The following is a 21,146-nucleotide window of genomic DNA, read 5'->3' as shown; positions in this document are numbered from 1 at the left end:
TTCCGTTCAGGCTTGCGGAATTCGCAACCAGGAAGGGTCCGTTGTGGACGATCCGAACCCGACGGTCGAACCCGGCGCGCTCTTGCTGCCGTAGCGCCCGTCGACCGTGTCGACGACCAGCGCGAGGTGGTGTCCGGCCGGGACGTCCCACACGGTGGGCTCCAGGTCGAACTCGAGGCCCTGCGGTTGCCCGGGCGTGGCGCCGCGCAGCGTGTAGGGCTTGGTGCTGACCAGGCGGCCGGAGCCGCGGGCGTCCACGTCGTACAGGTAGGCGAACAGGGTCGCCTCCGGCGCGCTCGTGGTCACCGTCGTGTGCAGGCGGGGCGCCCCGCTGATCCGGGTGTTCGCGGGATACGCCGGTCCGGACCAGACCGCGGCGGCCTTGCGGTCCACCTGGCCGATCGACACCCCGGTGGGAATGTTGAACAAACCCTGCAGGTACCCGTTGACGAGGATGAATCCGCTGTCGGCGCCGGTGGCCACCCCGCCCTTGATCGAGGAGTTCCAGGCGCCGGGATTTCCTTGCAGCGACTCGGATCCGCCGAGGTAGAGGGTGGACGTGGTCGCGGTGGCCGAGGCCCAGTCCGGATAGCTGCGCCAGGTGCCGCCGTCGATGGCGGGCTTGAGGTGGACCGGGTTGTCCGCATCGATGCCGTTGTGCACCCCGCGCAGGTAGTGGTCGAACCACCGGGTGGCGTTGTCCCACACCTCGTTGGGCAGGCCGATCGCGCCGATGGCCTCGTTCAGCGCGTGGTCCCCGGCGGCGAGCATGAGCCGTTTCGGGCCGGTGAGCTTGGTGAAGAAATCGGTGAGCTGGCTGGGCGGGAACATCGACTCGTTCCACGCGTTGGCCAGGAACACCGCGGGTTTGCGGGCATTGATCGCGGCCAGTTGCGTGGCGGCCGAACGTTCCGGGTTCAGCGGCACCAGGGCCTCGTAGTTGCCCTTCAGCGCTTCCTTCTCGTAGGGCACGAATTCCGGGTCCATCCGCCCGGTGAGGTGGCCGGCCGCGAGCAGCCCGTACCCGGCCTGCAGGCTGGGCGTGTGGTTCGGGTACAGCGAGGCGACCAGATCCGCCCAGCCGCTCAGCGCGGCGACCGCCTTGACCCGCGGATCCGCGGCGGCCGCGAGCAGGGACTGCCCGGCGCCGTAGGAGATCCCGGCGACGCCGACGCGTTCGGCGTCCCCGCGGGCGTGGGTGATGCCCCAGTCGATCACGCGGCTGACGTCGGCGGTCGTCTTGCGGCCCGCCACGTCGATCCCGCCGCCGGAATCCCAGAAACCGCGGCTGGTGTAGCTGATCACCGCGTAGCCGCCTTCGCGGGCGAGTTTCTGGCCCGCGCCCACATATTCCACCCACGGCGCGCTCCAGCTCGCCGGGAGCACCAGGAGCGGATGCGGGCCGGGACCCCAGCCGGTCGGCTCGATGACCGCGGCGCTGATCTCGATGCCGCCGTCCCCGGGGATCTTCAGCACCCTGGTGGTGGACCCCGCCGATTCGGCGCTGCCCGGCGGCGCCCCGGCGATCAGCCCCGTCAGCGCCACCACCACGGCGATCGCGACAACCCGTGCCCTGCGCATCAAACCTCCTCGTATGACCCGGACCGGATGAAACGTCGATGCGCCGGGTCAAACGAGGCTACCGGTTAGTAGGTAACGCGTCTTTTCAGATTTGGTCAGGACGTGACAGGTTGCGGGCGGTGCGTGCCGGTGGGCTAGGCGGGTTTCACCCGTTTGGCCGCGAGCCGCTCGGGTTTCGGCCAGCGGACGTTCCGCGCCCAGCCGAGCTTCTCGAAGATCCAGATCAGCCGTGCCGACACGTCGATCTGGCCGCGCAGCACACCGTGCCGGGCGCAGGTCGGGTCGGCGTGGTGCGAGTTGTGCCAGGACTCGCCCATGGACAGGATCGCCAGCGGCCAGAAGTTCGCCGCCTTGTCCCGGCTGGCGAACGGCCGGTCACCGACCATGTGGCAGATCGAGTTCACCGACCAGGTCACGTGGTGCGAGAACGCGATGCGGACCAGCCCGGCCCAGAAGAACGCGGTCACCGCGCCCCACACCGACCACGTGAGCAGCCCGCCCAGCGCGGCGGGCAGCACCAGGCTGAGCGTGATCCAGAGCCAGAAGAACCGGTTCACCACGCGCAGGTCCTTGTCGGCCATCAGATCGGGGGCGAACCGCTCGTAGTTCGTCAGCTCGCGCTTGAACATCCAGCCCATGTGCGCGTGCCAGAACCCGCGCAGCAGCGCGACCGGCGAGGAGCCGAACAGCCAGGGGGAGTGCGGATCGCCTTCCCGGTCGGCGAACGCGTGGTGGCGGCGGTGGTTGGCCACCCAGAAGATCACCGAGCCCTGGACGGCGAAGCTGCCGGTGATCGCGAGGGCGACCCGCAGGGCGCGGTTGGTCTTGAAGGCGCCGTGCGTGAAGTAGCGGTGGTAGCCGACGGTCACACCGAGCGTGCCGACCGTGTAGAAGACCGCGGCGAGGCCGAGGTCCACCCAGTTCAGGCCCCAGCCCCAGGCGATGGGCAGCGCGGCCACCAACGCGAGGAACGGGACCAGCAGGAAAGTCTTGAGGACGATCATCTGTGCGGTGGATCGTTCGCCGGAAACCAGCGGTTTCACGCCGCTTCGCTCGTCGATGGTCATGGGCGGGGAGGACCTCACTTCGGTCGGCACCAAAAGGGACATTCTTCGCGGAGAGTTCCCGCCCGCGAGCCTAACGGCACGGTCTGGCGCGCACGCCGCGCGTGCGTTACGGAAGTATGACCGTCGCCCTACCGGACGGTCACCGCGCGGGGGTCAGTTCCGGGGACTCGGCGGGTGCGGACGCGAACACGCCGCGGTCGCGCGCCGCGCACCACAGCGCCGCGGTGGCGACGATCACCACGGCCGAGCCGAACACGTGGAACGACACCAGCTCCTCCGGCACGCCCAGGAGGTACTGCAGCGAACCGAGCCCGCCCTGGGCGAGCGCGACCACCCAGGCGACTCCGTAGCGGCGCCACAGCTTCGCGGGCGCCCCGGAGCGCAGCAACTGCACCCCGAAGGCGGCCAGGACGAGCAGGTAGACGACCAGCAGCGCGCCGTGGATCTGCGCGAGGGTTTCGATCGGCGCCTGCAGGCGGTGCGTGTCCGGGTCGCCGCCGTGCGGGCCCGCGCCGGTCACCGTGGTGCCCGCGATGAGAACCGCCCACAGCGCGACCACGAGGGCGATCAGCAGGGCGCGGCCGGAGGCCGGGATGAGCCAGCGGGGTGGCTGCTCGCCCTCGTTGAACGCGTGCAGCAGCAGCACCGCGCACCACACCAGGGGAGTGGACGCGAGGAAGTGGATCGCCACCGTCCACCATTCCAGCTTGGCGAGCACGGTGATCCCGCCGACGATCGCCTGCAGCACCACCCCGCCCGGCATCAGCCAGGCGAGCTTGACCAGGCGGCGGCGTTCCGGGTGGTCGATCTGGATCCGCCACGCGGCCAGCACGCACAGCGCGGCGACGACGATCACGACCCCGGTGAGCATCCGGTTGCCGAATTCGATCCACTGGTTCAGGGCGTGGTGCTCGGGGTGGTCGACCGGGAACATGCTGCCGGAGACGCATTGCGGCCAGGTGGGGCAGCCGAGCCCGGACCCGGTGACCCGGACGATCGAGCCGGTGACTCCGATCCCGCCCTGGGTGAGCACCGCGGCGATCGCGATGGCCCGCTGGACCGCGGGCGAGGGGTAGGGCAAACGAGCGACGAGAGAGCGGAGCTGCACGCTCCGATGGTAGGCCGCCCTCCCTGAGAACCCGGCCGGACCCCACGCCTCACCGAAAACGGCGGCACTTCCGGCGCGCCGTGGCCCCGGTCAGGTGAGACGGGTGGTGCGGGTCGCCAGGGCGGCGGCCGCGGCGCCCCAGACGGCGAGAACCGCGATCGGACCGCCCGCGAAGCGGCCGTCGAGCAGGGCCGCGCGCAGGCCCTCGGCCAGGGCGCCGGACGGCAGCAGCTCCACCACGGTGGCGACGCCGGAGGGCAGCGTCGCCGGCGCCAGCAGGATGCCGCCCGCCAGCAGCAGGACGAACCACACGATGTTCGCCAGCGCCAGCACGGCTTCCGCCCGCAGCGAGCCGCCGAGCAGCACGCCCAGCGCGCCGAACGCGAGCGTCCCGATCACCAGCAACGGCACCGCCAACGCGAGCCCCGCCCCGGACGGCGTCCACCCCAGCAGCGCCGCGACCGCGCCCAGCACCAGGACCTGCAACACGACGACAACCAGCGCGGCCACCACCCGGCCGGCCACCAGCAGCCAGCGGGGGAGCGCGGTCGCCGAGAGCCGTTTGAGCACGCCGTAGCGGCGGTCGAACCCGAGCGCGATCGCCTGCCCGGTGAACGCCGACGACATCACCGCGAGCGCGAAGATCCGCGGGGTCACCCAGTCCACTTTGGACGCCGAGCCGAGGTCGCCGGTGGGCAGGATGTCCAGCAGGCTCAACCCGATCAGCAGCGCCAGCGGGATCAGCAGGGTGAGCAGGATCTGCTCGCCGTGGCGCAGGGTCAGGCTGGTTTCCACCCGCGCGTGGGTGAGCAGCATCCGCCCCAGTTTCCCGGCGCCGGGATCGGGGGTGAACGTGCCGGGCGCGAAGCGGGCCTCGGCGCCGCGTGTGGTGGTCATCCGCGTAGTTCCCGTCCGGTCAGCTCCAGGAAGACCTCTTCGAGATCCCGCCTGCCGACGTGCAGTTCCTCGGCGAGCACCCCCTGCTGCGCGCACCACGCGGTGACCGTGGACACCACCTGCGGGTCGACCCGGCCGAGCACGCGGTAGGCGCCCGGCGCGGATTCGTGCACCAGGTAGCCCTCGGGCAGCGCCGCGGACAGCAGTTCGGTGTCCAACCCCTTGCGTGCCTTGAACCGCAACTGCGCGACCTCGGAGTCCTCCTCGGTCAGCGCGCGCGGGGAGCCGGTGGCGATCACCTTGCCGTGGTCGACGATCACCACGTCGTCGGCCAGCGCCTCGGCTTCCTCCATGAGGTGCGTGGTGAGCAGCACGCTCACCCCGTCCGACCGCAACGCGGCGAGCAGGTCCCAGACCAGCCGCCGCGCCTGCGGGTCCATCCCGGCCGTCGGCTCGTCCAGGAACACCAGTTCCGGGCGCCCGACGAGCGCGCAGGCGAGCGAAAGCCGTTGCTGCTGGCCGCCGGAGAGCCGTTTGAACGGGGTGCGCCGGACCGACCCCAGCCCGAGCACCTCCAGCAGCCACATCGGGTCCAGCGGATGCGCGGCGCACGCGGCGACCAGGCGCAGCATCTCCTCGGCGCGGACGCCGGGGTAGGCGCCGCCGCCCTGCGGCATGACCCCGATCCGGGGGCGCAGCGCGGCCCCCTGCCGGGCCGGGTCGAGCCCGAGGACCCGGACCGTACCGGCGTCGGCGCGCAGGAATCCTTCGCAGACCTCGACGGTGGTGGTCTTCCCGGCGCCGTTGGGGCCGAGCAGCGCGAGCAGGCTGCCCCGGGGCATCCGCAGGTCGAGCCCGTCGACCGCGGTGGTGTTTCCGTAGCGCTTCACCAGCCCGGTGATCTCGACGGCGGCTGTTCCCACGACGGTCAAGAGTACGCAGTCGGCTCGGCGAGCTTCTCCGTGGTCCGGTCACCGCGCCGGAGCAGGCCCGGCGCGGCCCGGCGGGCGAGCAGCAACGCCAGCACGACCACCACCGCGCCCGCCAGATATGCCTGGGGCACCACGTAGATCCGGCCGCCGTACGAACCGCCGTTGGGGAACGCGGGAAACGCGAGCGCCACGCTGACGATCGTGGCCGCGACCCGGAAGCGCGAGGTCCCGGCCGCCGCGGCGAGCGGGATCACCGCCCAGAGCATGTACCAGGGCTGCAGCGCGACGTGCAGGACGCTGACCGCGCCGAGGGACACGCCGAGCCCGATGATCGGCCGGTACCGCCACTGGAAGCTGTCCCACAGGAACTTGACCGTGATCGCGGCGGCCACCAGGTAGCCGAGCAGGCTCAGGATCGGCACCAGCGCGTCGGTGTGGTTGCCCAGGCCGAGCGCCATGCCGAGCAGCCCGCCGAGATTGGACAGCTCCGAGATGGGCGAGATCCAGCTGCGCACCATGCCCGGGGTGCCCATATTGCCGACCCAGCCGAACCCCAGTCCGGAACCCAGGCACACCACGACCATGACCACCGCGCCGATCCCGGTGACGAACACCGCGGCCCGGAACAGGTCCTTCAACCGGCCGTGCCATCGCCGGGCGATCATCACCCCGAGGAACGGCAGCGCGACCAACGCCTGGAACTTCACCGCCCCGCCGAGCGTGATCACCACCGCGCCGAGGATCAGGAACCGCAGCTCGCCGGGCGCCAGCGGGGGCGGGGTGTCGCCCTTGACCCGGATCGGCAGCTTGCGCAGCCCCAGTTCCAGCCCGGCCACCATCAGCCCGAGCGCCAGGGAGTCGTTGTGCGCGCCCGCGACCAGGTGGAACAGCACCAGCGGGTTCACCGCGCCGAGCCACAGCGCGGTGACCGGCTGCACGCCGAACCGCCGCGCGAGCCGGGGCAGCGCCCACACGATCAGCACGACCCCGATCAGCGCGAGCCCGCGGTGCAGCAGGACGCCGGTGACGATGTTGTTGCCGGAGATGCTGGCGAGCCAGCCGCCGAAGCGCAGGTACAGCGGGCCGTAGGGCGGGGAGGTTTCCCGCCACATGTTCGAGACCCCGGCGGTGAGCGGATCACCGACGCCGAGCGCGTCCGCCGGACCGAGCGAATACGGGTCCATGCCGCGGTGCACGATCTCGCTCTGCGCGAGGTAGGCGTAGACGTCCCGGGAGAACAGCGGGGGGATGAACAGCAGCGGCGTCAGCCACATCACCAGCGTGCGGCTCATCTGACCGCTGGTGGCCAGGCGGTTCCGGCCGGGGCGGGCGAACCGGCCCAGCAGCAGCCAGCCGATCACCATCATGGCCATCCCGGCGAAGGCGATGGCCAGCGAGACGGTCGGGATCCGGATGAACAGCCGCAGCACCGGGATGTTCTGCACCGGGTTCACCACCGGGGCGGCGCCCGCGCCGAGCGAGCCGACCGCGAGGAGCAGCGCGCCGACCGTGCCGAACCGGCGCACGATGTCCAGGGTTCGTCGCTCTCCGTGTTCGAGTGGATCCGCGTCGCGTGGCCGCACCGGTGACTCGGCCGCCACGGTCGTGCGGCCACCGGCCTCCGGCTGGGTTTCCTGCTCGCCAACTGCCACGTGCGGAGCGTATCGACTCCCGGCGGGCGTGACTCCGGTCACCACTTGTTGACCTCTCTTTGCCCGTGCCGGGGAAATACGACACACTTATGTTGTGAAAAAGACGGGCACTGGCGAGCACCGGGACGGCGAAGACCGCCGTGCCGAGGTGAGCGGTGTGCCCGTGCAGGTCACGGCCGAGGGCCGCACCCGGCACGAGGTGGCCAGGCTGCTCCTGGAAGAGGGGCCGTTGACCGCCGTGGTGGTCGCCGAACGGCTGGGCATCAGCCCGACCGCGGTGCGCCGCCACCTGGACGCGTTGCTGGCCGACGGGGAGGCCACCACCCGGGACGCGCCGCGGCGCGGTCCGCGGGGCCGGGGCCGTCCCGCGAAGCTGTTCCTGCTCACCGAGGCGGGGCGGGCCCGGTTCGGGCACGCCTACGACGACCTCGCGGTCGCCGCGATCCGCTTCCTCGCCGAGCACGTGGGGGAGGAAGCGGTGCGCGCGTTCGCCGAGCGCCGGGTCGCCGCGCTCGTCGAACCGCACAAGGAGGCGGTCACCGGCGAGGCCGAGCCGGCCGCGCGGGCCGAGGCCCTCGCGACCGCACTGACCAGGGAGGGTTACGCTGCGTCGACCCGACAGGTCGGTGCCGGGGAGCAGCTGTGCCAGCACCACTGCCCGGTCGCCCACGTCGCGGCGGAGTTCCCGCAGCTGTGCGAGGCCGAAACCGCGGCCTTCGCCAAGCTGCTGGGCACCCACGTGCAGCGGCTGGCGACCATCGCACGCGGTGACGCCGCGTGCACAACCCACGTACCCGCCGCGGCGGGTAGCCCGGACACACCAAGGCCGGGGAGCACGGAACCCGCCGGAACGGCCGAGCCGGACGGCGGGCGGAACGCACCACGGATCCCGAATGGAGGGAAACCCGCATGACTGCCGCTGCCGAGCAGCGCACCCCCACCACGGCGCCCCTGAGCCAAGAAGAGACCATCGAGTCCCTTGGCAAGTACGCCTTCGGCTGGGCCGACTCCGACGAGGCGGGCGCCAGTGCCCGTCGCGGGCTCAACGAGGAAGTCGTCACCGACATCTCCGCGAAGAAGTCCGAGCCGGAGTGGATGCGCGAGACGCGCCTCAAGGCGCTGAAGCTGTTCGACCGCAAGCCGATGCCCAACTGGGGCGCGGACCTGTCCGGGATCGACTTCGACAACATCAAGTACTTCGTGCGCTCGACCGAGAAGCAGGCGACGAGCTGGGAAGACCTTCCCGAGGACATCAAGAACACCTACGACAAGCTGGGGATCCCGGAGGCGGAGAAGCAACGCCTGGTCGCCGGGGTCGCCGCGCAGTACGAGTCCGAGGTCGTCTACCACCAGATCCGCGAGGACCTGGAGGCCCAGGGCGTGATCTTCCTGGACACCGACACCGGTCTCAAGGAGCACCCGGAGCTGTTCAAGGAGTACTTCGGCTCGGTCATCCCGGCCGGGGACAACAAGTTCTCCGCGCTGAACACCGCGGTGTGGTCCGGCGGCTCGTTCATCTACGTGCCGAAGGGCGTGCACGTCGACATCCCGCTGCAGGCCTACTTCCGGATCAACACCGAGAACATGGGCCAGTTCGAGCGGACCCTGATCATCGTCGACGAAGACGCCTACGTGCACTACGTCGAGGGTTGCACCGCGCCGATCTACCAGTCCGACTCGCTGCACTCGGCGGTCGTGGAGATCATCGTGAAGAAGGGCGGCCGCTGCCGCTACACGACCATCCAGAACTGGTCGAACAACGTCTACAACCTGGTCACCAAGCGCGCCAAGGCCGAAGAGGGCGCGACCATGGAGTGGGTCGACGGCAACATCGGCTCCAAGGTGACCATGAAGTACCCGTCGGTGTTCCTGATGGGCGAGCACGCCAAGGGCGAGGTGCTCTCGGTCGCGTTCGCCGGTGAGGGCCAGCACCAGGACGCCGGGGCGAAGATGGAGCACCTGGCGCCGCACACCTCCTCGACGATCGTGTCGAAGTCGGTGGCGCGCGGCGGCGGGCGGACCTCGTACCGCGGCCTGGTCAAGGTGGCCAAGCGGGCGCACCACTCGCGCTCCAGCGTGGTGTGCGACGCGCTGCTGGTGGACACCATCTCGCGTTCGGACACCTACCCGTACGTGGACATCCGCAACGACGACGTGTCGATGGGCCACGAGGCGACCGTGTCCAAGGTCAGCGAGGACCAGCTGTTCTACCTGATGTCCCGCGGCCTCACCGAGGAAGAGGCGATGGCCATGGTGGTGCGCGGTTTCGTCGAGCCGATCGCGCGCGAGCTGCCGATGGAGTACGCGCTGGAACTGAACCGCCTGATCGAGCTGCAGATGGAAGGGGCCGTCGGCTGATGACGGTGGCAGAGAACAACGTCGCCGAGACCTTGCGGGAGGGCGCCGTCATCCCGGCGTCTTCCCGCGGCGAGCGATTCACCTCCTACGACGTCGAGGCCTTCGAGGTCCCCGGCGGGCGCGAGGAGAACTGGCGGTTCACGCCGATGAAGCGGCTGCGGGGCCTGCACGACGGTTCCGCGGTCGGCACCGGTGAGATCAAGGTCGAGGCGGACGCCGCACCCGAGGTCACCGTCGAGACGGTCGGCCGCGACGACGAGCGGCTCGGCCAGGCGGGGGTGCCCAGCGACCGGATCGCGGCGCAGGCCTACTCGTCCTTCCCCGCGGCGACCCTGGTCACCGTGCCGAAGGAGACCAAGGCGTCCAAGCCGACCACGATCACCCTGACCGGTCCGGGCGAGGGCCACACCGCCTACGGCCACGTCCAGGTGCGCGCGGAGGCGTTCGCCGAGGCCGCGATCGTGCTCGACCACGTCGGCTCCGGCACGTATGCGGACAACGTGGAGTTCGTGATCGGCGACGGCGCGAAGCTCACCGTGGTCAGCGTGCAGGACTGGGCGGACGACGCGGTGCACGTGTCCGAGCAGCACCTCAAGCTGGGCCGGGACGCGACCCTCAAGCACATCGTGGTCACCCTGGGCGGCGACCTGGTGCGGGTGTCGCCGACCGCGACCTTCGCCGATCGCGGCGGGGACGTGGAGATGCTCGGGCTGTACTTCGCCGACGCGGGGCAGCACCAGGAGAACCGGCTGTTCGTCGACCACGCGGTGCCCAACTGCACGTCCAACGTGATGTACAAGGGCGCGCTGCAGGGCGAGGACGCGCACGGGGTGTGGATCGGGGACGTGCTCATCCGGGCCGCCGCCGAGGGAACCCAGACCTACGAGCTGAACCGGAACCTGGTGCTCACCGAGGGCGCCCGCGCCGACTCGGTGCCGAACCTGGAGATCGAGACCGGTGAGATCGAGGGCGCCGGGCACGCCAGCGCGACCGGCCGGTTCGACGACGAGCAGCTGTTCTACCTGCAGTCGCGCGGGATCCCGGAGGAGTCGGCGCGCCGCCTGGTGGTGCGCGGGTTCTTCCACGAGATCCTGATGAAGATCGACATCCCGGAGGTGCGGGAGCGCCTGCAGGACGCGATCGAAGCCGAACTCGAAGCCGTCGGCGCCTGACCGACCCCGTACTTTTCCGCCGCAGAATAGAGAAACGAAGAAGAATGGCCACTCTGGAAATCAAGGACCTGCGCGCCGCCGTCACCACCGACGAGGGCGCCAAGGAGATCCTCAAGGGCGTGAACCTGACGATCAAGTCGGGGGAGACGCACGCGATCATGGGCCCGAACGGCTCCGGCAAGTCCACTTTGTCCTACGCCATCGCCGGGCACCCGAAGTACGAGGTGACCTCCGGTGAGGTGCTGCTGGACGGCGAGAACGTGCTCGAGATGAGCGTCGACGAGCGCGCCCGCGCCGGGCTGTTCCTCGCCATGCAGTACCCGGTCGAGGTGCCCGGTGTGTCGATGTCCAACTTCCTGCGCACCGCGGCCACCGCGGTCCGCGGCGAGGCCCCGAAGTTGCGCCACTGGGTCAAGGAGGTCAAGGAGGAGATGGGCCGCCTGGACATCTCTTCCGAGTTCGCCGAGCGCAGCGTGAACGAAGGCTTCTCCGGCGGGGAGAAGAAGCGCCACGAGATCCTGCAGCTGGCGCTGCTCAAGCCGAAGTTCGCGATCCTGGACGAGACCGACTCCGGCCTGGACGTGGACGCGCTGCGCGTGGTTTCCCAGGGCGTCAACGAGTACAAGGCGAACAACGAGGTCGGCGTCATGCTGATCACGCACTACACCCGGATCCTCAAGCACATCACCCCGGATTTCGTGCACGTGTTCGCGGACGGGAAGATCGCCGAGTCCGGTGGCGTTGAACTGGCTGACGAGCTGGAGGAGAACGGCTACGTGAAGTACGCGGGCAAGAGCGAGCCCGCGGCGGTCTGAGCGACCGGCCCCCGTTCCCGAACTGACCTGCCACCGAGAGGAGTTGGCGCGGATGACCACCACCGCTGCGCCGCTTGATGTCGCCGCCCTGCGCGCCGACTTCCCCATCCTGTCCCGTACCGTGCGGGACGGGAAGCCCTTGGTGTACTTGGATTCTGGGGCTACCTCGCAGCGCCCGACCCAGGTGCTGGACGCCGAGCGGCGGTTCCTGGAGACCTCGAACGCCCCGGTGCACCGCGGTGCGTACCAGCTCGCGGAGGAGGCCACCGACGCCTACGAGTACGCCCGGGCGCGTACCGGGGAGTTCGTCGGCGCCTCGCCGCAGGAACTGGTGTTCACCAAGAACGCCACCGAGGGCGTGAACCTCGTGGCGTACGCGATGAGCAACGCCGCGACCGCGGGCCCGGAGGCCGAGCGGTTCGTGGTGGGGCCCGGTGACGAGATCGTGGTCACCGAGATGGAGCACCACGCGAACCTGGTGCCGTGGCAGCAGGTGTGCCAGCGGACCGGCGCGACCCTGCGCTGGCTCGGCCTCACCGAGGACGGGCGCCTCGATCTGTCCGACTTGGACGAAGTGGTGAACGAGCGGACCAAGGTCGTCGCGTTCGTGCACCAGTCGAACGTTCTCGGCACGGTCAACCCGGTCGAGCCGATCGTGCGGCGCGCCCGGCAGGTCGGCGCGCTGACCGTGCTCGACGCGTGCCAGTCGGTGCCGCACGGCCCGGTCGACTTCCGCGAGCTGGGTGTGGACTTCGCGGTGTTCGCGCCGCACAAGATGCTCGCGCCCAGCGGCATCGGCGTGCTCTACGGGCGCCGCGAACTGCTCGAGGCGATGCCGCCGTTCCTCACCGGCGGCTCGATGATCGAGCTGGTCACCATGGAGCGCACCACGTTCGCGCCGCCGCCGCAGCGGTTCGAGGCCGGATCGCCGATGACCTCGCAGGCCGTCGGGCTCGGCGCGGCCGTGGACTACCTCACCTCGGTCGGCATGGACCGGGTCGCGGCGCACGAGCACCTGCTGCTCGAAGCGGCGCTGCCGGGGCTGGCCGGGATTCCCGGGGTGCGGATCCTCGGCCCGGCCGACACGACCGACCGTGGCGCGACCGTGGCCTTCGCGATCGACGGGGTGCATCCGCACGACGCCGGTCAGGTGCTGGACAGCCTGGGCATCGCGGTTCGGGTGGGGCACCACTGCGCGTGGCCGCTGCACCGGGCCTGTCACGTTCCCGCCAGCATCCGCGCCTCGTTCTACCTGTACAACGATCTGTCCGAAGTGGACGCTCTGGTGGACGGGGTGCGCGAGGCGCAGCGGTTCTTCGGGGTGGCGTGACGATGAACCTGGAGAGCATGTACCAGGAGATCATCCTGGACCACTACAAGAACCCGCACGGCCGCGGCCTGCGGGAGCCGTTCGACGCCGAGTCGTTCCAGGTGAACCCGACCTGCGGCGACGAGGTGACCCTGCGGGTGAAACTGAACGACGGCAAGGTCGCCGACATCTCCTACGAGGGCCAGGGCTGCTCGATCAGCCAGGCTTCCACGTCGGTCTTGACTGATCTCGTCGTCGGGCACACGGTGGAAGAGGCGTTCACGACGATGGACGCGTTCGTCGAGCTGATGCAGGGACGCGGTCAGGTGGAACCGGACGAGGACGTGCTGGAGGACGGCGTGGCGTTCGCCGGGGTCGCCAAGTACCCGGCCCGGGTGAAATGCGCGCTGCTCGGCTGGATGGCGTTCAAGGACGCGGTTTCGAGCGCCGGTGCGAACGGAGAGGCTTCATGACAGAAGAGCAGACGCAGACCAAGGCTCCCGAACATCGCGAGGGCCGGACGGCTGCCGACCTGCCGGAGCAGGCGCAGGCGAGTGCCGACGTCGCGAAGGTGGAGGACGTCGAGGAGGCCATGCGGGACGTGGTCGACCCCGAGCTCGGCATCAACGTGGTCGACCTGGGCCTGGTCTACGACATCCGGGTCGAGCCGGACAACACGGCGACCATCGACATGACCCTGACCTCGGCGGCCTGCCCGCTGACCGACGTGATCGAGGACCAGACGGCCTCGGTGCTCACCGGTGGCGCGGGCCTGGTCAGCGACTTCCGGATCAACTGGGTCTGGATGCCGCCGTGGGGTCCGGAGAAGATCACCGAGGACGGCCGCGAACAGCTGCGGGCCCTCGGCTTCACCGTCTGAGCATTCCGCGGGCGGAGAAATCGGGCTGCGACACACCCGGCGATTGGGCACAATCGCCGGGTGTTCGGCATCGAGGGATACCGCCCGGAGTGGCTCAACGGCCTGCGCGCGATCGAGGCCGCCCACCGCGACCGGCTCGGCGCCCTCATCGGCCGGAGGCTCAGCCACGCCTGGCTGGTCTGGGACGCCGAGGACGACGAATGGTTCGCCGACGGGCCGGTTCTCCTCGACTTCGAAGGTGAACGGGCCGAGGTCGCGCACCAGAAGTTCGACGAACTCTCCATCACCTGGAACACGATGGATCCGGGCGAACCGATCGCCCGGGACGAGTTCTTCGACCTCCGGTGGCGCGACGACGCCCACGCCGAACTCGCCGCGCTGCACGGCGAGCCGCTCCGGGCCGTCGAGTTCCTGGAGTGGTCGGGGGACGATCTGGCCCGCGGCATGGTCGCCGTGAGTTTCCTCTTCACCCGGGGGCAGGTGACGATCAGCAACGGCCTCGACGAGAACCAGCTCGACTTCGGCCCGCCGGATCCTTGCTACCGCTGCCACCCGCTCAACGCCTGAGCCAGCCGTATAACGACCTATACAGCACCGCTTTGTAGAATTCGGTCCGCTGTAGCCGGTCAGCGCTCGGTAGTCGCCTTCAACCACGCCACGGAGGCGGAGAGGGCAGCGCCCTCGTCGACCGGTTCATCCGGTTCGATGGGATCGTTGCCGTATACCCGGCCCGTCCGGTCGGCCTCGACGGCGGTGGTGACCGCGAGGAGGGCGCCGTCCGGCAGTTCGAACGCGGCGTTCCCGGTGGCCAGCCCGGCGGTGGGGGAGCCGAAGGTGCGCACGTTCGGCAGGCCGAGGAACGCGATCAGGGTGGCTTCGCCCGCGCTGCAGGTCTGTTCCCCGATCAGCACCGCGATCGGCGCGCCGGGTTCGGCCAGGCGGTACTCGTGGGCGACCGGTGACTGCGCCGTGTCCTCCACCGACACCACGCCGCCGTGCAGCCGCCACTCGGTCTGCCGCCCTTCGGCGTCCACGAACGCCCCGAGCGTGCCGTCGCCGAGCAGGGGAGCGAGCACCGTGAGCATCGGGTACATGTTGCCCCCGGTGTTCGCGCGCAGGTCGACGATCCACCCGGCGGGCCGTTGCTCGTCGAGTTCGCGCACGAGCGCCATCCCGGTCCGCACGTACCGCTCGTCGGCCTCGTCGCTCGCCCTGGCCTCGGGGATGTTCAGGTATCCGAAGCGCTTTTCGACGAGCTGACCGGAAGGCATCGGCTCGTCCGCACCCGTTCCGCCGAACGCCTCGGCGGCGATTTCGGGCGGGACCAGGACCGTGTGCGGATTGCCCAGCCGGGCGATGACGCGGTCGATCACCCGGTAGGTGTCCCGCGGCCCGCTCGCGCCGTCGAGCCGTGCGAGCGCGTCGGCGCGGACGGCCGGCCAGTCGAGTGCCGTGCGGTCGAACGCGTGCTGCTCCAGCAGGTCGAGGGCGTGGTCCAAATAGTCCCGCGCCGATCTGTCGTCGTCGGTCATCCCTGACCCCCAGTCGGTTGCCTCCCGCCAGGTTAGCGACCGATCCGGCACTCCGGGGGAAGAGCGCCGCCTTTGCGCGTGCGAGGACTGACCGTCCTTTGCGGACATCACTCCCGGGAGCGGCCGGAGTTCCGGCGCTGAGTGCGGAAGACGACGAACAGCAGCCGCAGCCCGACCAGAGCGCTGATCACCAGCAGGTTGTAGCCGAACATCTGGTTCAGCGTCACCTCGTCGAGGACCTTCGGCCCGCCGGTACTGGCCAGCAGGAGCACCGCCATCAACCCGGTCGCCGCGCCGACGAACGCGAGCAGGATCTCGTGCACCAGCCCGGTCACCACACCGCGATCCCGCTCGTCGGCGAACAACCGGACGTTCACCGACAACCGGCCCTGCTCCAGCGCGCCGCTGATCCGGTCGAGGCGGCGGGGCAGCCGCCGGAGCACCGGCAGCAGCGCCATCAGCTCGTCGGTCGCCGCCTGCCGCAACGAATCCGGCCGCAGCCGGGCGCCCAGTTGCGCGGTCGCGAACGCCCGCGACTCGACCACGATGTTGAACCCCGGCGCCAGCAGGGCGAGCGTGCCCTCCAGGGTGGCGAGCGCGCGGAACACGGCCGCGATCGGCGGCGGTACGGCGAGCCGGAACTCCGCGATCACCCGGAACAGATCGGTGAACATGTCCAGATCCGGCGCCTGCCCGGCGGAGAAGTGCTTGGCCACCAAGGCACCGAGCACGCGCTCCAGGCGTTGCTCGTCGATCTCGTCCGGCCGGTCCACGATCTCCAGCAGCCCGTCCCGCAACGCGGCGGCGTCGCCGCGGTCCACCGCCAGCAGCAGCGCCCGCAACCCGTCGCGGAGCCCGGCGTCCAGGCGCCCCACCGAACCGAAGTCGAGCAGGCCCAGCCGCCCGTCGGCCAGCAGCAGCACGTTTCCGGGATGCGGATCGGCGTGGAACACCCCGTGCAGCATCACCTGGCGCAGCAGGCATTCCAGCAGCGACCGGGCGAGCGGGGTGCGCTGGTCGGCGGCGACCTCGTTCCCGGCGGCGCCGAGCGGCACCCCGTCCAGCCGCCGCATCACCAGCACCCGCTCGGTCGAGAGCTGCTCGTGCACCCGGGGCAGGGACACGGCGCCCTCGCCGTACGCGGCGGTGACCGTGCCGATATTGCGCGCCTCCACGCGGAAATCGAGTTCCTCGGTGAGCGCTTCGGCGAAACCCTCGGCGAGTTCGACGACGCCGAGCGCCCGGGCCCACTTCGCGCGCTGGTGCAGGGAAGCGGCGACGCGGTGCACGATGTCCAGGTCCCGTTCCACGAGTTGGCCGATGCCGGGGCGCCGCACCTTGACCACGACGTCCGCACCGGACCGCAGTTTGGCCCGGTACACCTGGGCGATCGACGCGGCCGCGAGCGGTTCGGGGTCGAATTCGGCGAAGATCTCGTCCGGCGGCGCGCCGAGTTCGTCGCGCAGCACCTGCTCGACCTCGGCGGCCGGGGCGAACGCGACCCGGTCCTGCAGCCGGCTCAGCTCGTCGATGAACGCGGGCGGCAGCAGGTCGGGGCGGGTGGACAGGAGCTGTCCCAGTTTGACGAAGGTGACCCCGCCGTCCTCGAGCGCGCGGCGCAGCGACCGGGCGAGCTTGGCGTGCCGGTGGTCGCCGAGTTCGGGGTCGCGGCGTCCGGCCAGATAGGGGCCGAGGCCGTGTTTGATGGCGATCCGGGTGATCTGGGAATAGCGGCGTGCCCGCGCCACCCGGCGGCGCAGGGAGCGGATCCGGCCGATCGGGCCGAGTCCGCCGCCGCTCGGCGCCGCCATCTCGGCGACGAACAGAAAGAGCAAGGTGGCCAGGAAAGCACTACCGGCCAAGGGAATCAGCAGTCCGGCGAACGCGCCGGGGTGGCCCTGGACGGACCGTGGCAGGGCGGTGACGAACATTCCGGCGACGGCCCAGCCGACGCAGGCGCCGATCAGTGCGCGCAGGGTGCCGATGCGGACGCCGAGCACGCGCCGGGCCGCGACCATCAGGGGCCACAGCATCAGCAGGTAGAGCGGCAGGGTCAGCAAACCCAGCAACGCAGAGGTCATCGAGGAGGTCCGAACGTCGGGCCCGGCGGCGGGCGGTGGCGCGGTCACCGGAGATCCAAGCACGTCCGGCGCCCGGTGTTCTCCCGCCCAGGGGTGAAACCGGACCCGTAAGGGTCCTTAAAGGACGAACAGCACGAGCGCGGTGGCGGCCGCGCCGAGAACGAGGAGCAGGGTGAGCACCAGCAGGACGGCGGTCCGCGCGGAGCGGCGCGGGGCGGTGGCCTGCTCGAGCGCGTTCGCCCACGGGGTCCGCGTCCACGGCGGGGTGGTGTGGCCCAGTGCGACGGGCATCGGGGCCAGTTCGGCGGGCACCCGGTAGAGCGCGGCGGGCGGGACGAACGGGGCGTTCGGAATGGACACGGGCTGCGTGCGGTCGGCGTTGGGATTGTGTCTGCCGACGGGAGTGTGCGCGACTGCTGCGGTCATGGCTGCCTCTTCGCTTCGCTCGGCGTTTGCTTCTGCCACTCCGATGCGCTCGTCCGTCCCGTGGTTCCCCTACTTTCGGATGTGGCTCGTCCCGGTCCGTACCCCTACCGTGACTGTCCGCAATGTTTACACCAGGTCGGGATGGAGTGGGCAAATGACGAACAAGCGCCGGATGCTGGCCGGAGCGGTGGCCTTCGCGGCCGCGCTGGGCACCCAGCTGGCGGGTGCGCCGGGCGCCGGGGCGGCCGAGGCCGTCACGCTGCACTACGACTCCAGCGGCGCGCCGGACTACCTCGCGCAGATCGACCAGGCCGCGGCCAACTGGAACGCGGCGGTCCAGAACGTCAAGCTGGAACGCGGCGGTTCGGCCACCATCATCTTCCACGAGACGCACGACGGCCGCGGTTCCCACACCAACACCGACGGGCACGGGCACGGCGACATCTACCTCGACTCGAAGCAGGTCGACGAGGGCAACGACGTCACGCGGATCGCCGCGCACGAGGTCGGCCACAACCTCGGCCTGCCCGACCACTACGAAGGCCCGTGCTCAGAGCTGATGTCCGGCCACGGCCCGGGCACCTCCTGCAAGAACGCGAAGCCGGACGCCCAGGAGTCCGCCAAGGTCGACGAGAACTTCGCGAACGGCCTGGCCGCGGTGGTCGAACAGGCCCGCCGAGCGGTCGCGTAGGTCCCGCCCGGGAGGGAGGCGCCGCCGGTCACCGTCTGCGACGATCAGCGGGTGGTGATGCGGCGGGTGCTCGGCCCGGTGGTGAGCCGGTCCACCTATCGCCGGTGGGCCTACCTGATCCTGGGCGGGGCGATGCTGGTGCCCTACCTGCTGTTCGCCGCCGTGGTGCTCCCGTTCACGCTCTCCAGCCCATCCACCGGTCAGGTCCTGTGGGCCGGCGCGGTGGTCGCCCTGCTGGTGATGGCGGTGACCTCGTTCATTCCCGCGGTCCGCGTGCTCGAGGGCGCCGCGGTGCGGGAGCTGCTGGACGACCCCGCGCCGGGGGCGACCTTCGGGCCGACCACTGACTGGCCGGTCCGCTGGCGCTCCTGTGCGATGTTCATGCTGCATGTCGTCGTGGGCGGATTCATCAGCTTCGCGACGCTCGTCCTGCCCGTGTTCATCGTGCTGTGCGCGGGCGCCCCGTTCACCGGCCGGATCAACTACGGGGACGGCGGCCCGGCCCTGGTTCCCCGGGGATGGGCGAGCGCGTGGATCCCCGCGGTGCTGCTGGCCGCCACGGTCGGCCTCTTCTACTTGGTTTCGCTGGCAGGCAAACTGCTCGCCCTGGCCGCGGGCGCCCTGCTCGGGGTCTCCGCCGGAGAACGGATCGCGCAGCTGGAGCGGCGCACCGAACAGCTCGCCGAACGCAACCGGCTGGCCCGCGAACTGCACGACTCGGTCGGGCACGCGCTGAGCGTGGTGACCATCCAGGCGGGTGCCGCCCGCCGCATCCTGCGCAAGGATCCCGAGTTCGCGGAACGCGCGCTCGGCGCGATCGAGGACGCCGCGCGCGCCGCGCTGGACGACCTCGACCACGTGCTCGGGCTGCTGCGCGAGGACGCGGCGGGCAAGGCCCCGCAGGCGAGCCTCGCCGAACTGCCGGCGTTGTTGTCCGCGACTCGTTTGGCCGGGGTCGCGGTGGAGGCCGACGTGCGCGGCGAACTGGCCGCCCTGCCACCGGTCGTCTCCCGGGAGGCGTACCGGATCCTGCAGGAATCGCTGACCAATGTGCTGCGCCACGCCGGTAAGGTCCCGGTCACGCTCCGGCTGGCGGTCGCGGACGAGGAACTGCGGCTCTCGGTGCGCAATCCGACCGGCGCCGCACCGGCGCGTTCGAGGCGGAACGGCGGCCGCGGTCTGCGCGGGATGGCGGAACGGGTCGAGGTCCTGCGCGGGGAGTTCCGCGCCGGGCGGAACGAGGACGAGTGGGAAGTAGAGGTGCGGTTGCCGTGGGGGAGCGGGACGTGAATATCGGGGTGCTGCTGGTCGACGACGAGGAGCTGATCCGGGCGGGGCTGCGCGCGATCGTCGACTCCGAACCGGATCTGTCGGTGGTCGGCGAGGCCGCGGACGGCGCCGAAGTGCCGGGCCTGGTCGCCCGCGTGCACCCGGACGTGGTGCTGATGGACGTGCGCATGCCGTCGGTGGACGGGATCCGGGCCACCGAGCACTTGGTGTCCACAGTGGATTCGCCACCGAAGGTGGTCGTGGTGACCACGTTCGAGAACGACGACTACGTCTACGACGCGCTGCGGGTGGGCGCGAGCGGATTCCTGCTGAAACGCGCCCGGCCCGAGGAGATCATCGCCGCGATCCGCACCGTGGTGTCCGGCGATTCGCTGCTCTTCCCCGCGGCCATCCGGCGCCTCGCCGCGGCCCGCCAGGCCAAGGCCGGTGCGCCCAAGCGGCTCGGCGCGGTGCCGCTGACCGAGCGGGAGGCCGAGGTATTGCGGCTGGTGGCCACCGGTCTGTCCAATGTGGAAATCGCGGAGAAACTCTTCCTCGGCGTGCAGACGGTCAAGACGCACGTCGGCAACATCCTCGCCAAACTCGGCGCCCGCGACCGCACGCAGGCCGTGATCAAGGCCTACGAATCCGGCTTCATCACCCCGTCGACGTAGTCACGCCGTCGTCGCCACGCGGTCGAGAGCAGGTCGCCGGGTGGTATGCCGAGAACCGTGCACAGATCGACAAGCCGCCGCACCGTGAAATCTCGTTCGGCCCGTTCGAATCGGGACAGTTGCGGAACGGAAAGGGTGTCGCCCAGCGCGGCGCACACCATGCCCAGTGTCCAACCGCGACTCAACCGGGCCCGCCGCAGCCCACCGCCCAATGCGATCGCGATGCGCCGGAACTCCGCCTCGTGGTCCCGAATTTCCTCGTACACCGCCTCGCAGGCATGACACTCGTAGATCATGACCGACTTCCTTTTCGAGCTGACCTGGTAGGTGCCGCCGCACAGCAGGCGTACGAACATGCCGTCCGGCGGCCGGGTACGCCACAGCGTCCGGTGCCGGAGACCACCGAGGACCGGGCGGTAGGCGCCGTTCTCATCCATGGTGTGTTCCCTCGCATTCCGGGCACGGCGGCTGCTCGCCTCCGACGGCGTCCGCGTGGGTGATCGCGAACGACTTCCCGCATCGGGTCCGCACCACGGCGCCGTCGCGCGTGCGCGTCGTGGCGACCACGCGATGTTTGAAACCGGCCGCGTTCTGCCGCGGTAGCCCGTCCAGATCGCCCGCCCTCATGACAGCTCCCGCTGGTCAACTCGTCTTTACCAGTTTACGATGACATGGGACCGTCAACTGGTCAAGACGAGTAAG

The 21,146-nt window shown here is 70.5% G+C and carries 22 protein-coding genes; 11 read left to right on the top strand and 11 right to left on the bottom strand.

Features of this window, described 5'->3' with window-relative positions; all coding sequences use genetic code 11:
* Positions 1 to 6: 6 nt before the first annotated feature.
* From FXO23_RS34225 to mptB, 6 genes are all read right to left on the bottom strand, one after another.
* The gene (locus FXO23_RS34225) at positions 7 to 1,581 is read right to left on the bottom strand and encodes a CocE/NonD family hydrolase (protein ID WP_158889975.1); all 1,575 of its coding nucleotides are present in this window, start codon (positions 1,579 to 1,581) and stop codon (positions 7 to 9) included.
* Positions 1,582 to 1,715: 134 nt separating this feature from the next.
* Positions 1,716 to 2,648 carry an acyl-CoA desaturase gene (locus FXO23_RS34220; RefSeq protein ID WP_158889973.1) on the bottom strand — a complete coding sequence of 311 codons (933 nt, stop codon included), beginning with the start codon at positions 2,646 to 2,648 and terminating at the stop codon, positions 1,716 to 1,718.
* Between the two features lie 139 nt (positions 2,649 to 2,787).
* Positions 2,788 to 3,756, bottom strand: a complete 969-nt coding sequence (locus FXO23_RS34215; RefSeq protein WP_158889971.1) for a COX15/CtaA family protein — start codon at positions 3,754 to 3,756, stop codon at positions 2,788 to 2,790.
* A gap of 90 nt (positions 3,757 to 3,846) precedes the next feature.
* Complete coding sequence (locus FXO23_RS34210; protein ID WP_158889969.1) at positions 3,847 to 4,653, bottom strand: ABC transporter permease; 807 nt, start codon at positions 4,651 to 4,653, stop codon at positions 3,847 to 3,849.
* Positions 4,650 to 5,576 carry an ABC transporter ATP-binding protein gene (locus FXO23_RS34205; protein ID WP_158889967.1) on the bottom strand — a complete coding sequence of 309 codons (927 nt, stop codon included), beginning with the start codon at positions 5,574 to 5,576 and terminating at the stop codon, positions 4,650 to 4,652. Before FXO23_RS34205 ends, FXO23_RS34210 begins: the two co-directional genes overlap by 4 nt.
* Positions 5,577 to 5,581: 5 nt before the next feature.
* Positions 5,582 to 7,279, bottom strand: a complete 1,698-nt coding sequence (gene mptB / locus FXO23_RS34200) for a polyprenol phosphomannose-dependent alpha 1,6 mannosyltransferase MptB (RefSeq protein WP_179956963.1) — start codon at positions 7,277 to 7,279, stop codon at positions 5,582 to 5,584.
* A gap of 52 nt (positions 7,280 to 7,331) precedes the next feature.
* On the opposite strand from mptB, the gene FXO23_RS34195 reads away from it, so the two are divergent.
* Genes FXO23_RS34195 through FXO23_RS34160 form a run of 8 tightly spaced genes read left to right on the top strand, consistent with a single transcriptional unit; the run spans position 7,332 to position 14,338 of the window.
* Positions 7,332 to 8,150 (top strand): helix-turn-helix transcriptional regulator, encoded by an 819-nt coding sequence (locus FXO23_RS34195; RefSeq protein WP_179956962.1) that lies wholly within the window; start codon positions 7,332 to 7,334, stop codon positions 8,148 to 8,150.
* The gene (gene sufB / locus FXO23_RS34190; RefSeq protein WP_158889965.1) at positions 8,147 to 9,595 is read left to right on the top strand and encodes a Fe-S cluster assembly protein SufB; all 1,449 of its coding nucleotides are present in this window, start codon (positions 8,147 to 8,149) and stop codon (positions 9,593 to 9,595) included. Before FXO23_RS34195 ends, sufB begins: the two co-directional genes overlap by 4 nt.
* Positions 9,595 to 10,767, top strand: a complete 1,173-nt coding sequence (gene sufD / locus FXO23_RS34185; protein WP_158889963.1) for a Fe-S cluster assembly protein SufD — start codon at positions 9,595 to 9,597, stop codon at positions 10,765 to 10,767. Before sufB ends, sufD begins: the two co-directional genes overlap by 1 nt.
* 44 nt (positions 10,768 to 10,811) lie before the next feature.
* Complete coding sequence (sufC, locus tag FXO23_RS34180) at positions 10,812 to 11,582, top strand: Fe-S cluster assembly ATPase SufC (RefSeq protein ID WP_158889961.1); 771 nt, start codon at positions 10,812 to 10,814, stop codon at positions 11,580 to 11,582.
* A 52-nt stretch (positions 11,583 to 11,634) separates the two neighbouring features.
* On the top strand, positions 11,635 to 12,912 hold the full coding sequence (locus FXO23_RS34175; RefSeq protein ID WP_158889959.1) for a cysteine desulfurase: 1,278 nt from the start codon (positions 11,635 to 11,637) through the stop codon (positions 12,910 to 12,912).
* A gap of 2 nt (positions 12,913 to 12,914) precedes the next feature.
* Positions 12,915 to 13,364: a Fe-S cluster assembly sulfur transfer protein SufU gene (gene sufU, locus FXO23_RS34170; RefSeq protein ID WP_158889957.1), complete on the top strand. Its 450-nt coding sequence runs from the start codon at positions 12,915 to 12,917 to the stop codon at positions 13,362 to 13,364.
* The gene (locus FXO23_RS34165) at positions 13,361 to 13,771 is read left to right on the top strand and encodes a metal-sulfur cluster assembly factor (RefSeq protein WP_158889955.1); all 411 of its coding nucleotides are present in this window, start codon (positions 13,361 to 13,363) and stop codon (positions 13,769 to 13,771) included. Before sufU ends, FXO23_RS34165 begins: the two co-directional genes overlap by 4 nt.
* Before the next feature lie 60 nt (positions 13,772 to 13,831).
* Positions 13,832 to 14,338, top strand: coding sequence for a hypothetical protein (locus FXO23_RS34160; protein WP_158889953.1), 507 nt, complete (start codon positions 13,832 to 13,834; stop codon positions 14,336 to 14,338).
* 59 nt (positions 14,339 to 14,397) lie between these two features.
* Here the strand turns inward: FXO23_RS34160 and FXO23_RS34155 are convergent, their stop codons facing one another.
* The 3 genes from FXO23_RS34155 to FXO23_RS34145 form a co-directional block, all read right to left on the bottom strand.
* On the bottom strand, positions 14,398 to 15,303 hold the full coding sequence (locus FXO23_RS34155; RefSeq protein ID WP_158889951.1) for a S41 family peptidase: 906 nt from the start codon (positions 15,301 to 15,303) through the stop codon (positions 14,398 to 14,400).
* A 107-nt stretch (positions 15,304 to 15,410) separates the two neighbouring features.
* Entirely contained in the window at positions 15,411 to 17,384 is a 1,974-nt protein-coding gene (locus FXO23_RS34150) for an ABC1 kinase family protein (RefSeq protein ID WP_158889949.1), read from the bottom strand.
* Positions 17,385 to 17,501: 117 nt separating this feature from the next.
* Positions 17,502 to 17,810: a hypothetical protein gene (locus FXO23_RS34145; RefSeq protein ID WP_158889947.1), complete on the bottom strand. Its 309-nt coding sequence runs from the start codon at positions 17,808 to 17,810 to the stop codon at positions 17,502 to 17,504.
* Positions 17,811 to 17,964: 154 nt separating this feature from the next.
* Between FXO23_RS34145 and FXO23_RS34140 the strand changes: the two genes are divergently transcribed.
* The 3 genes from FXO23_RS34140 to FXO23_RS34130 are packed head-to-tail and all read left to right on the top strand — an operon-like array spanning position 17,965 to position 20,444.
* Positions 17,965 to 18,501: a snapalysin family zinc-dependent metalloprotease gene (locus FXO23_RS34140; protein WP_158889945.1), complete on the top strand. Its 537-nt coding sequence runs from the start codon at positions 17,965 to 17,967 to the stop codon at positions 18,499 to 18,501.
* A 57-nt stretch (positions 18,502 to 18,558) separates the two neighbouring features.
* On the top strand, positions 18,559 to 19,791 hold the full coding sequence (locus FXO23_RS34135) for a sensor histidine kinase (protein ID WP_158890083.1): 1,233 nt from the start codon (positions 18,559 to 18,561) through the stop codon (positions 19,789 to 19,791).
* Positions 19,788 to 20,444 (top strand): response regulator transcription factor, encoded by a 657-nt coding sequence (locus tag FXO23_RS34130; protein WP_158889943.1) that lies wholly within the window; start codon positions 19,788 to 19,790, stop codon positions 20,442 to 20,444. Before FXO23_RS34135 ends, FXO23_RS34130 begins: the two co-directional genes overlap by 4 nt.
* On the opposite strand, the gene FXO23_RS34125 is transcribed toward FXO23_RS34130, so the two are convergent.
* Both FXO23_RS34125 and FXO23_RS34120 read right to left on the bottom strand, forming a co-directional pair.
* On the bottom strand, positions 20,411 to 20,881 hold the full coding sequence (locus FXO23_RS34125; protein ID WP_158889941.1) for a helix-turn-helix domain-containing protein: 471 nt from the start codon (positions 20,879 to 20,881) through the stop codon (positions 20,411 to 20,413). The two genes, FXO23_RS34130 and FXO23_RS34125, sit on opposite strands and share 34 nt — an antisense overlap.
* Positions 20,874 to 21,071, bottom strand: coding sequence for a hypothetical protein (locus FXO23_RS34120; protein WP_158889939.1), 198 nt, complete (start codon positions 21,069 to 21,071; stop codon positions 20,874 to 20,876). Before FXO23_RS34120 ends, FXO23_RS34125 begins: the two co-directional genes overlap by 8 nt.
* Positions 21,072 to 21,146: the final 75 nt, after the last annotated feature.

The organism is Amycolatopsis anabasis (assembly GCF_009765355.1).
Lineage (GTDB): Bacteria > Actinomycetota > Actinomycetes > Mycobacteriales > Pseudonocardiaceae > Amycolatopsis > Amycolatopsis anabasis.
The sequence above is the reverse complement of the archived record's forward strand: the minus strand, read 5'-3'. Positions and strand labels throughout refer to the sequence as shown.

Excerpts from the sequence above, each read along its gene's own strand:
- FXO23_RS34225 (WP_158889975.1), bottom strand. The coding sequence starts at position 1,581 with ATGCGCAGGGCACGGGTTGTCGCGATCGCCGTGGTGGTGGCGCTGACG.
- FXO23_RS34220 (WP_158889973.1), bottom strand. The coding sequence starts at position 2,648 with ATGACCATCGACGAGCGAAGCGGCGTGAAACCGCTGGTTTCCGGCGAA.
- FXO23_RS34210 (WP_158889969.1), bottom strand. The coding sequence starts at position 4,653 with ATGACCACCACACGCGGCGCCGAGGCCCGCTTCGCGCCCGGCACGTTC.
- sufB (WP_158889965.1), top strand. The coding sequence starts at position 8,147 with ATGACTGCCGCTGCCGAGCAGCGCACCCCCACCACGGCGCCCCTGAGC.
- sufD (WP_158889963.1), top strand. The coding sequence starts at position 9,595 with ATGACGGTGGCAGAGAACAACGTCGCCGAGACCTTGCGGGAGGGCGCC.
- sufC (WP_158889961.1), top strand. The coding sequence starts at position 10,812 with ATGGCCACTCTGGAAATCAAGGACCTGCGCGCCGCCGTCACCACCGAC.
- FXO23_RS34175 (WP_158889959.1), top strand. The coding sequence starts at position 11,635 with ATGACCACCACCGCTGCGCCGCTTGATGTCGCCGCCCTGCGCGCCGAC.
- sufU (WP_158889957.1), top strand. The coding sequence starts at position 12,915 with ATGAACCTGGAGAGCATGTACCAGGAGATCATCCTGGACCACTACAAG.
- FXO23_RS34165 (WP_158889955.1), top strand. The coding sequence starts at position 13,361 with ATGACAGAAGAGCAGACGCAGACCAAGGCTCCCGAACATCGCGAGGGC.
- FXO23_RS34155 (WP_158889951.1), bottom strand. The coding sequence starts at position 15,303 with ATGACCGACGACGACAGATCGGCGCGGGACTATTTGGACCACGCCCTC.
- FXO23_RS34150 (WP_158889949.1), bottom strand. The coding sequence starts at position 17,384 with ATGACCTCTGCGTTGCTGGGTTTGCTGACCCTGCCGCTCTACCTGCTG.
- FXO23_RS34145 (WP_158889947.1), bottom strand. The coding sequence starts at position 17,810 with ATGACCGCAGCAGTCGCGCACACTCCCGTCGGCAGACACAATCCCAAC.
- FXO23_RS34140 (WP_158889945.1), top strand. The coding sequence starts at position 17,965 with ATGACGAACAAGCGCCGGATGCTGGCCGGAGCGGTGGCCTTCGCGGCC.
- FXO23_RS34135 (WP_158890083.1), top strand. The coding sequence starts at position 18,559 with ATGCGGCGGGTGCTCGGCCCGGTGGTGAGCCGGTCCACCTATCGCCGG.
- FXO23_RS34125 (WP_158889941.1), bottom strand. The coding sequence starts at position 20,881 with ATGGATGAGAACGGCGCCTACCGCCCGGTCCTCGGTGGTCTCCGGCAC.
- FXO23_RS34120 (WP_158889939.1), bottom strand. The coding sequence starts at position 21,071 with ATGAGGGCGGGCGATCTGGACGGGCTACCGCGGCAGAACGCGGCCGGT.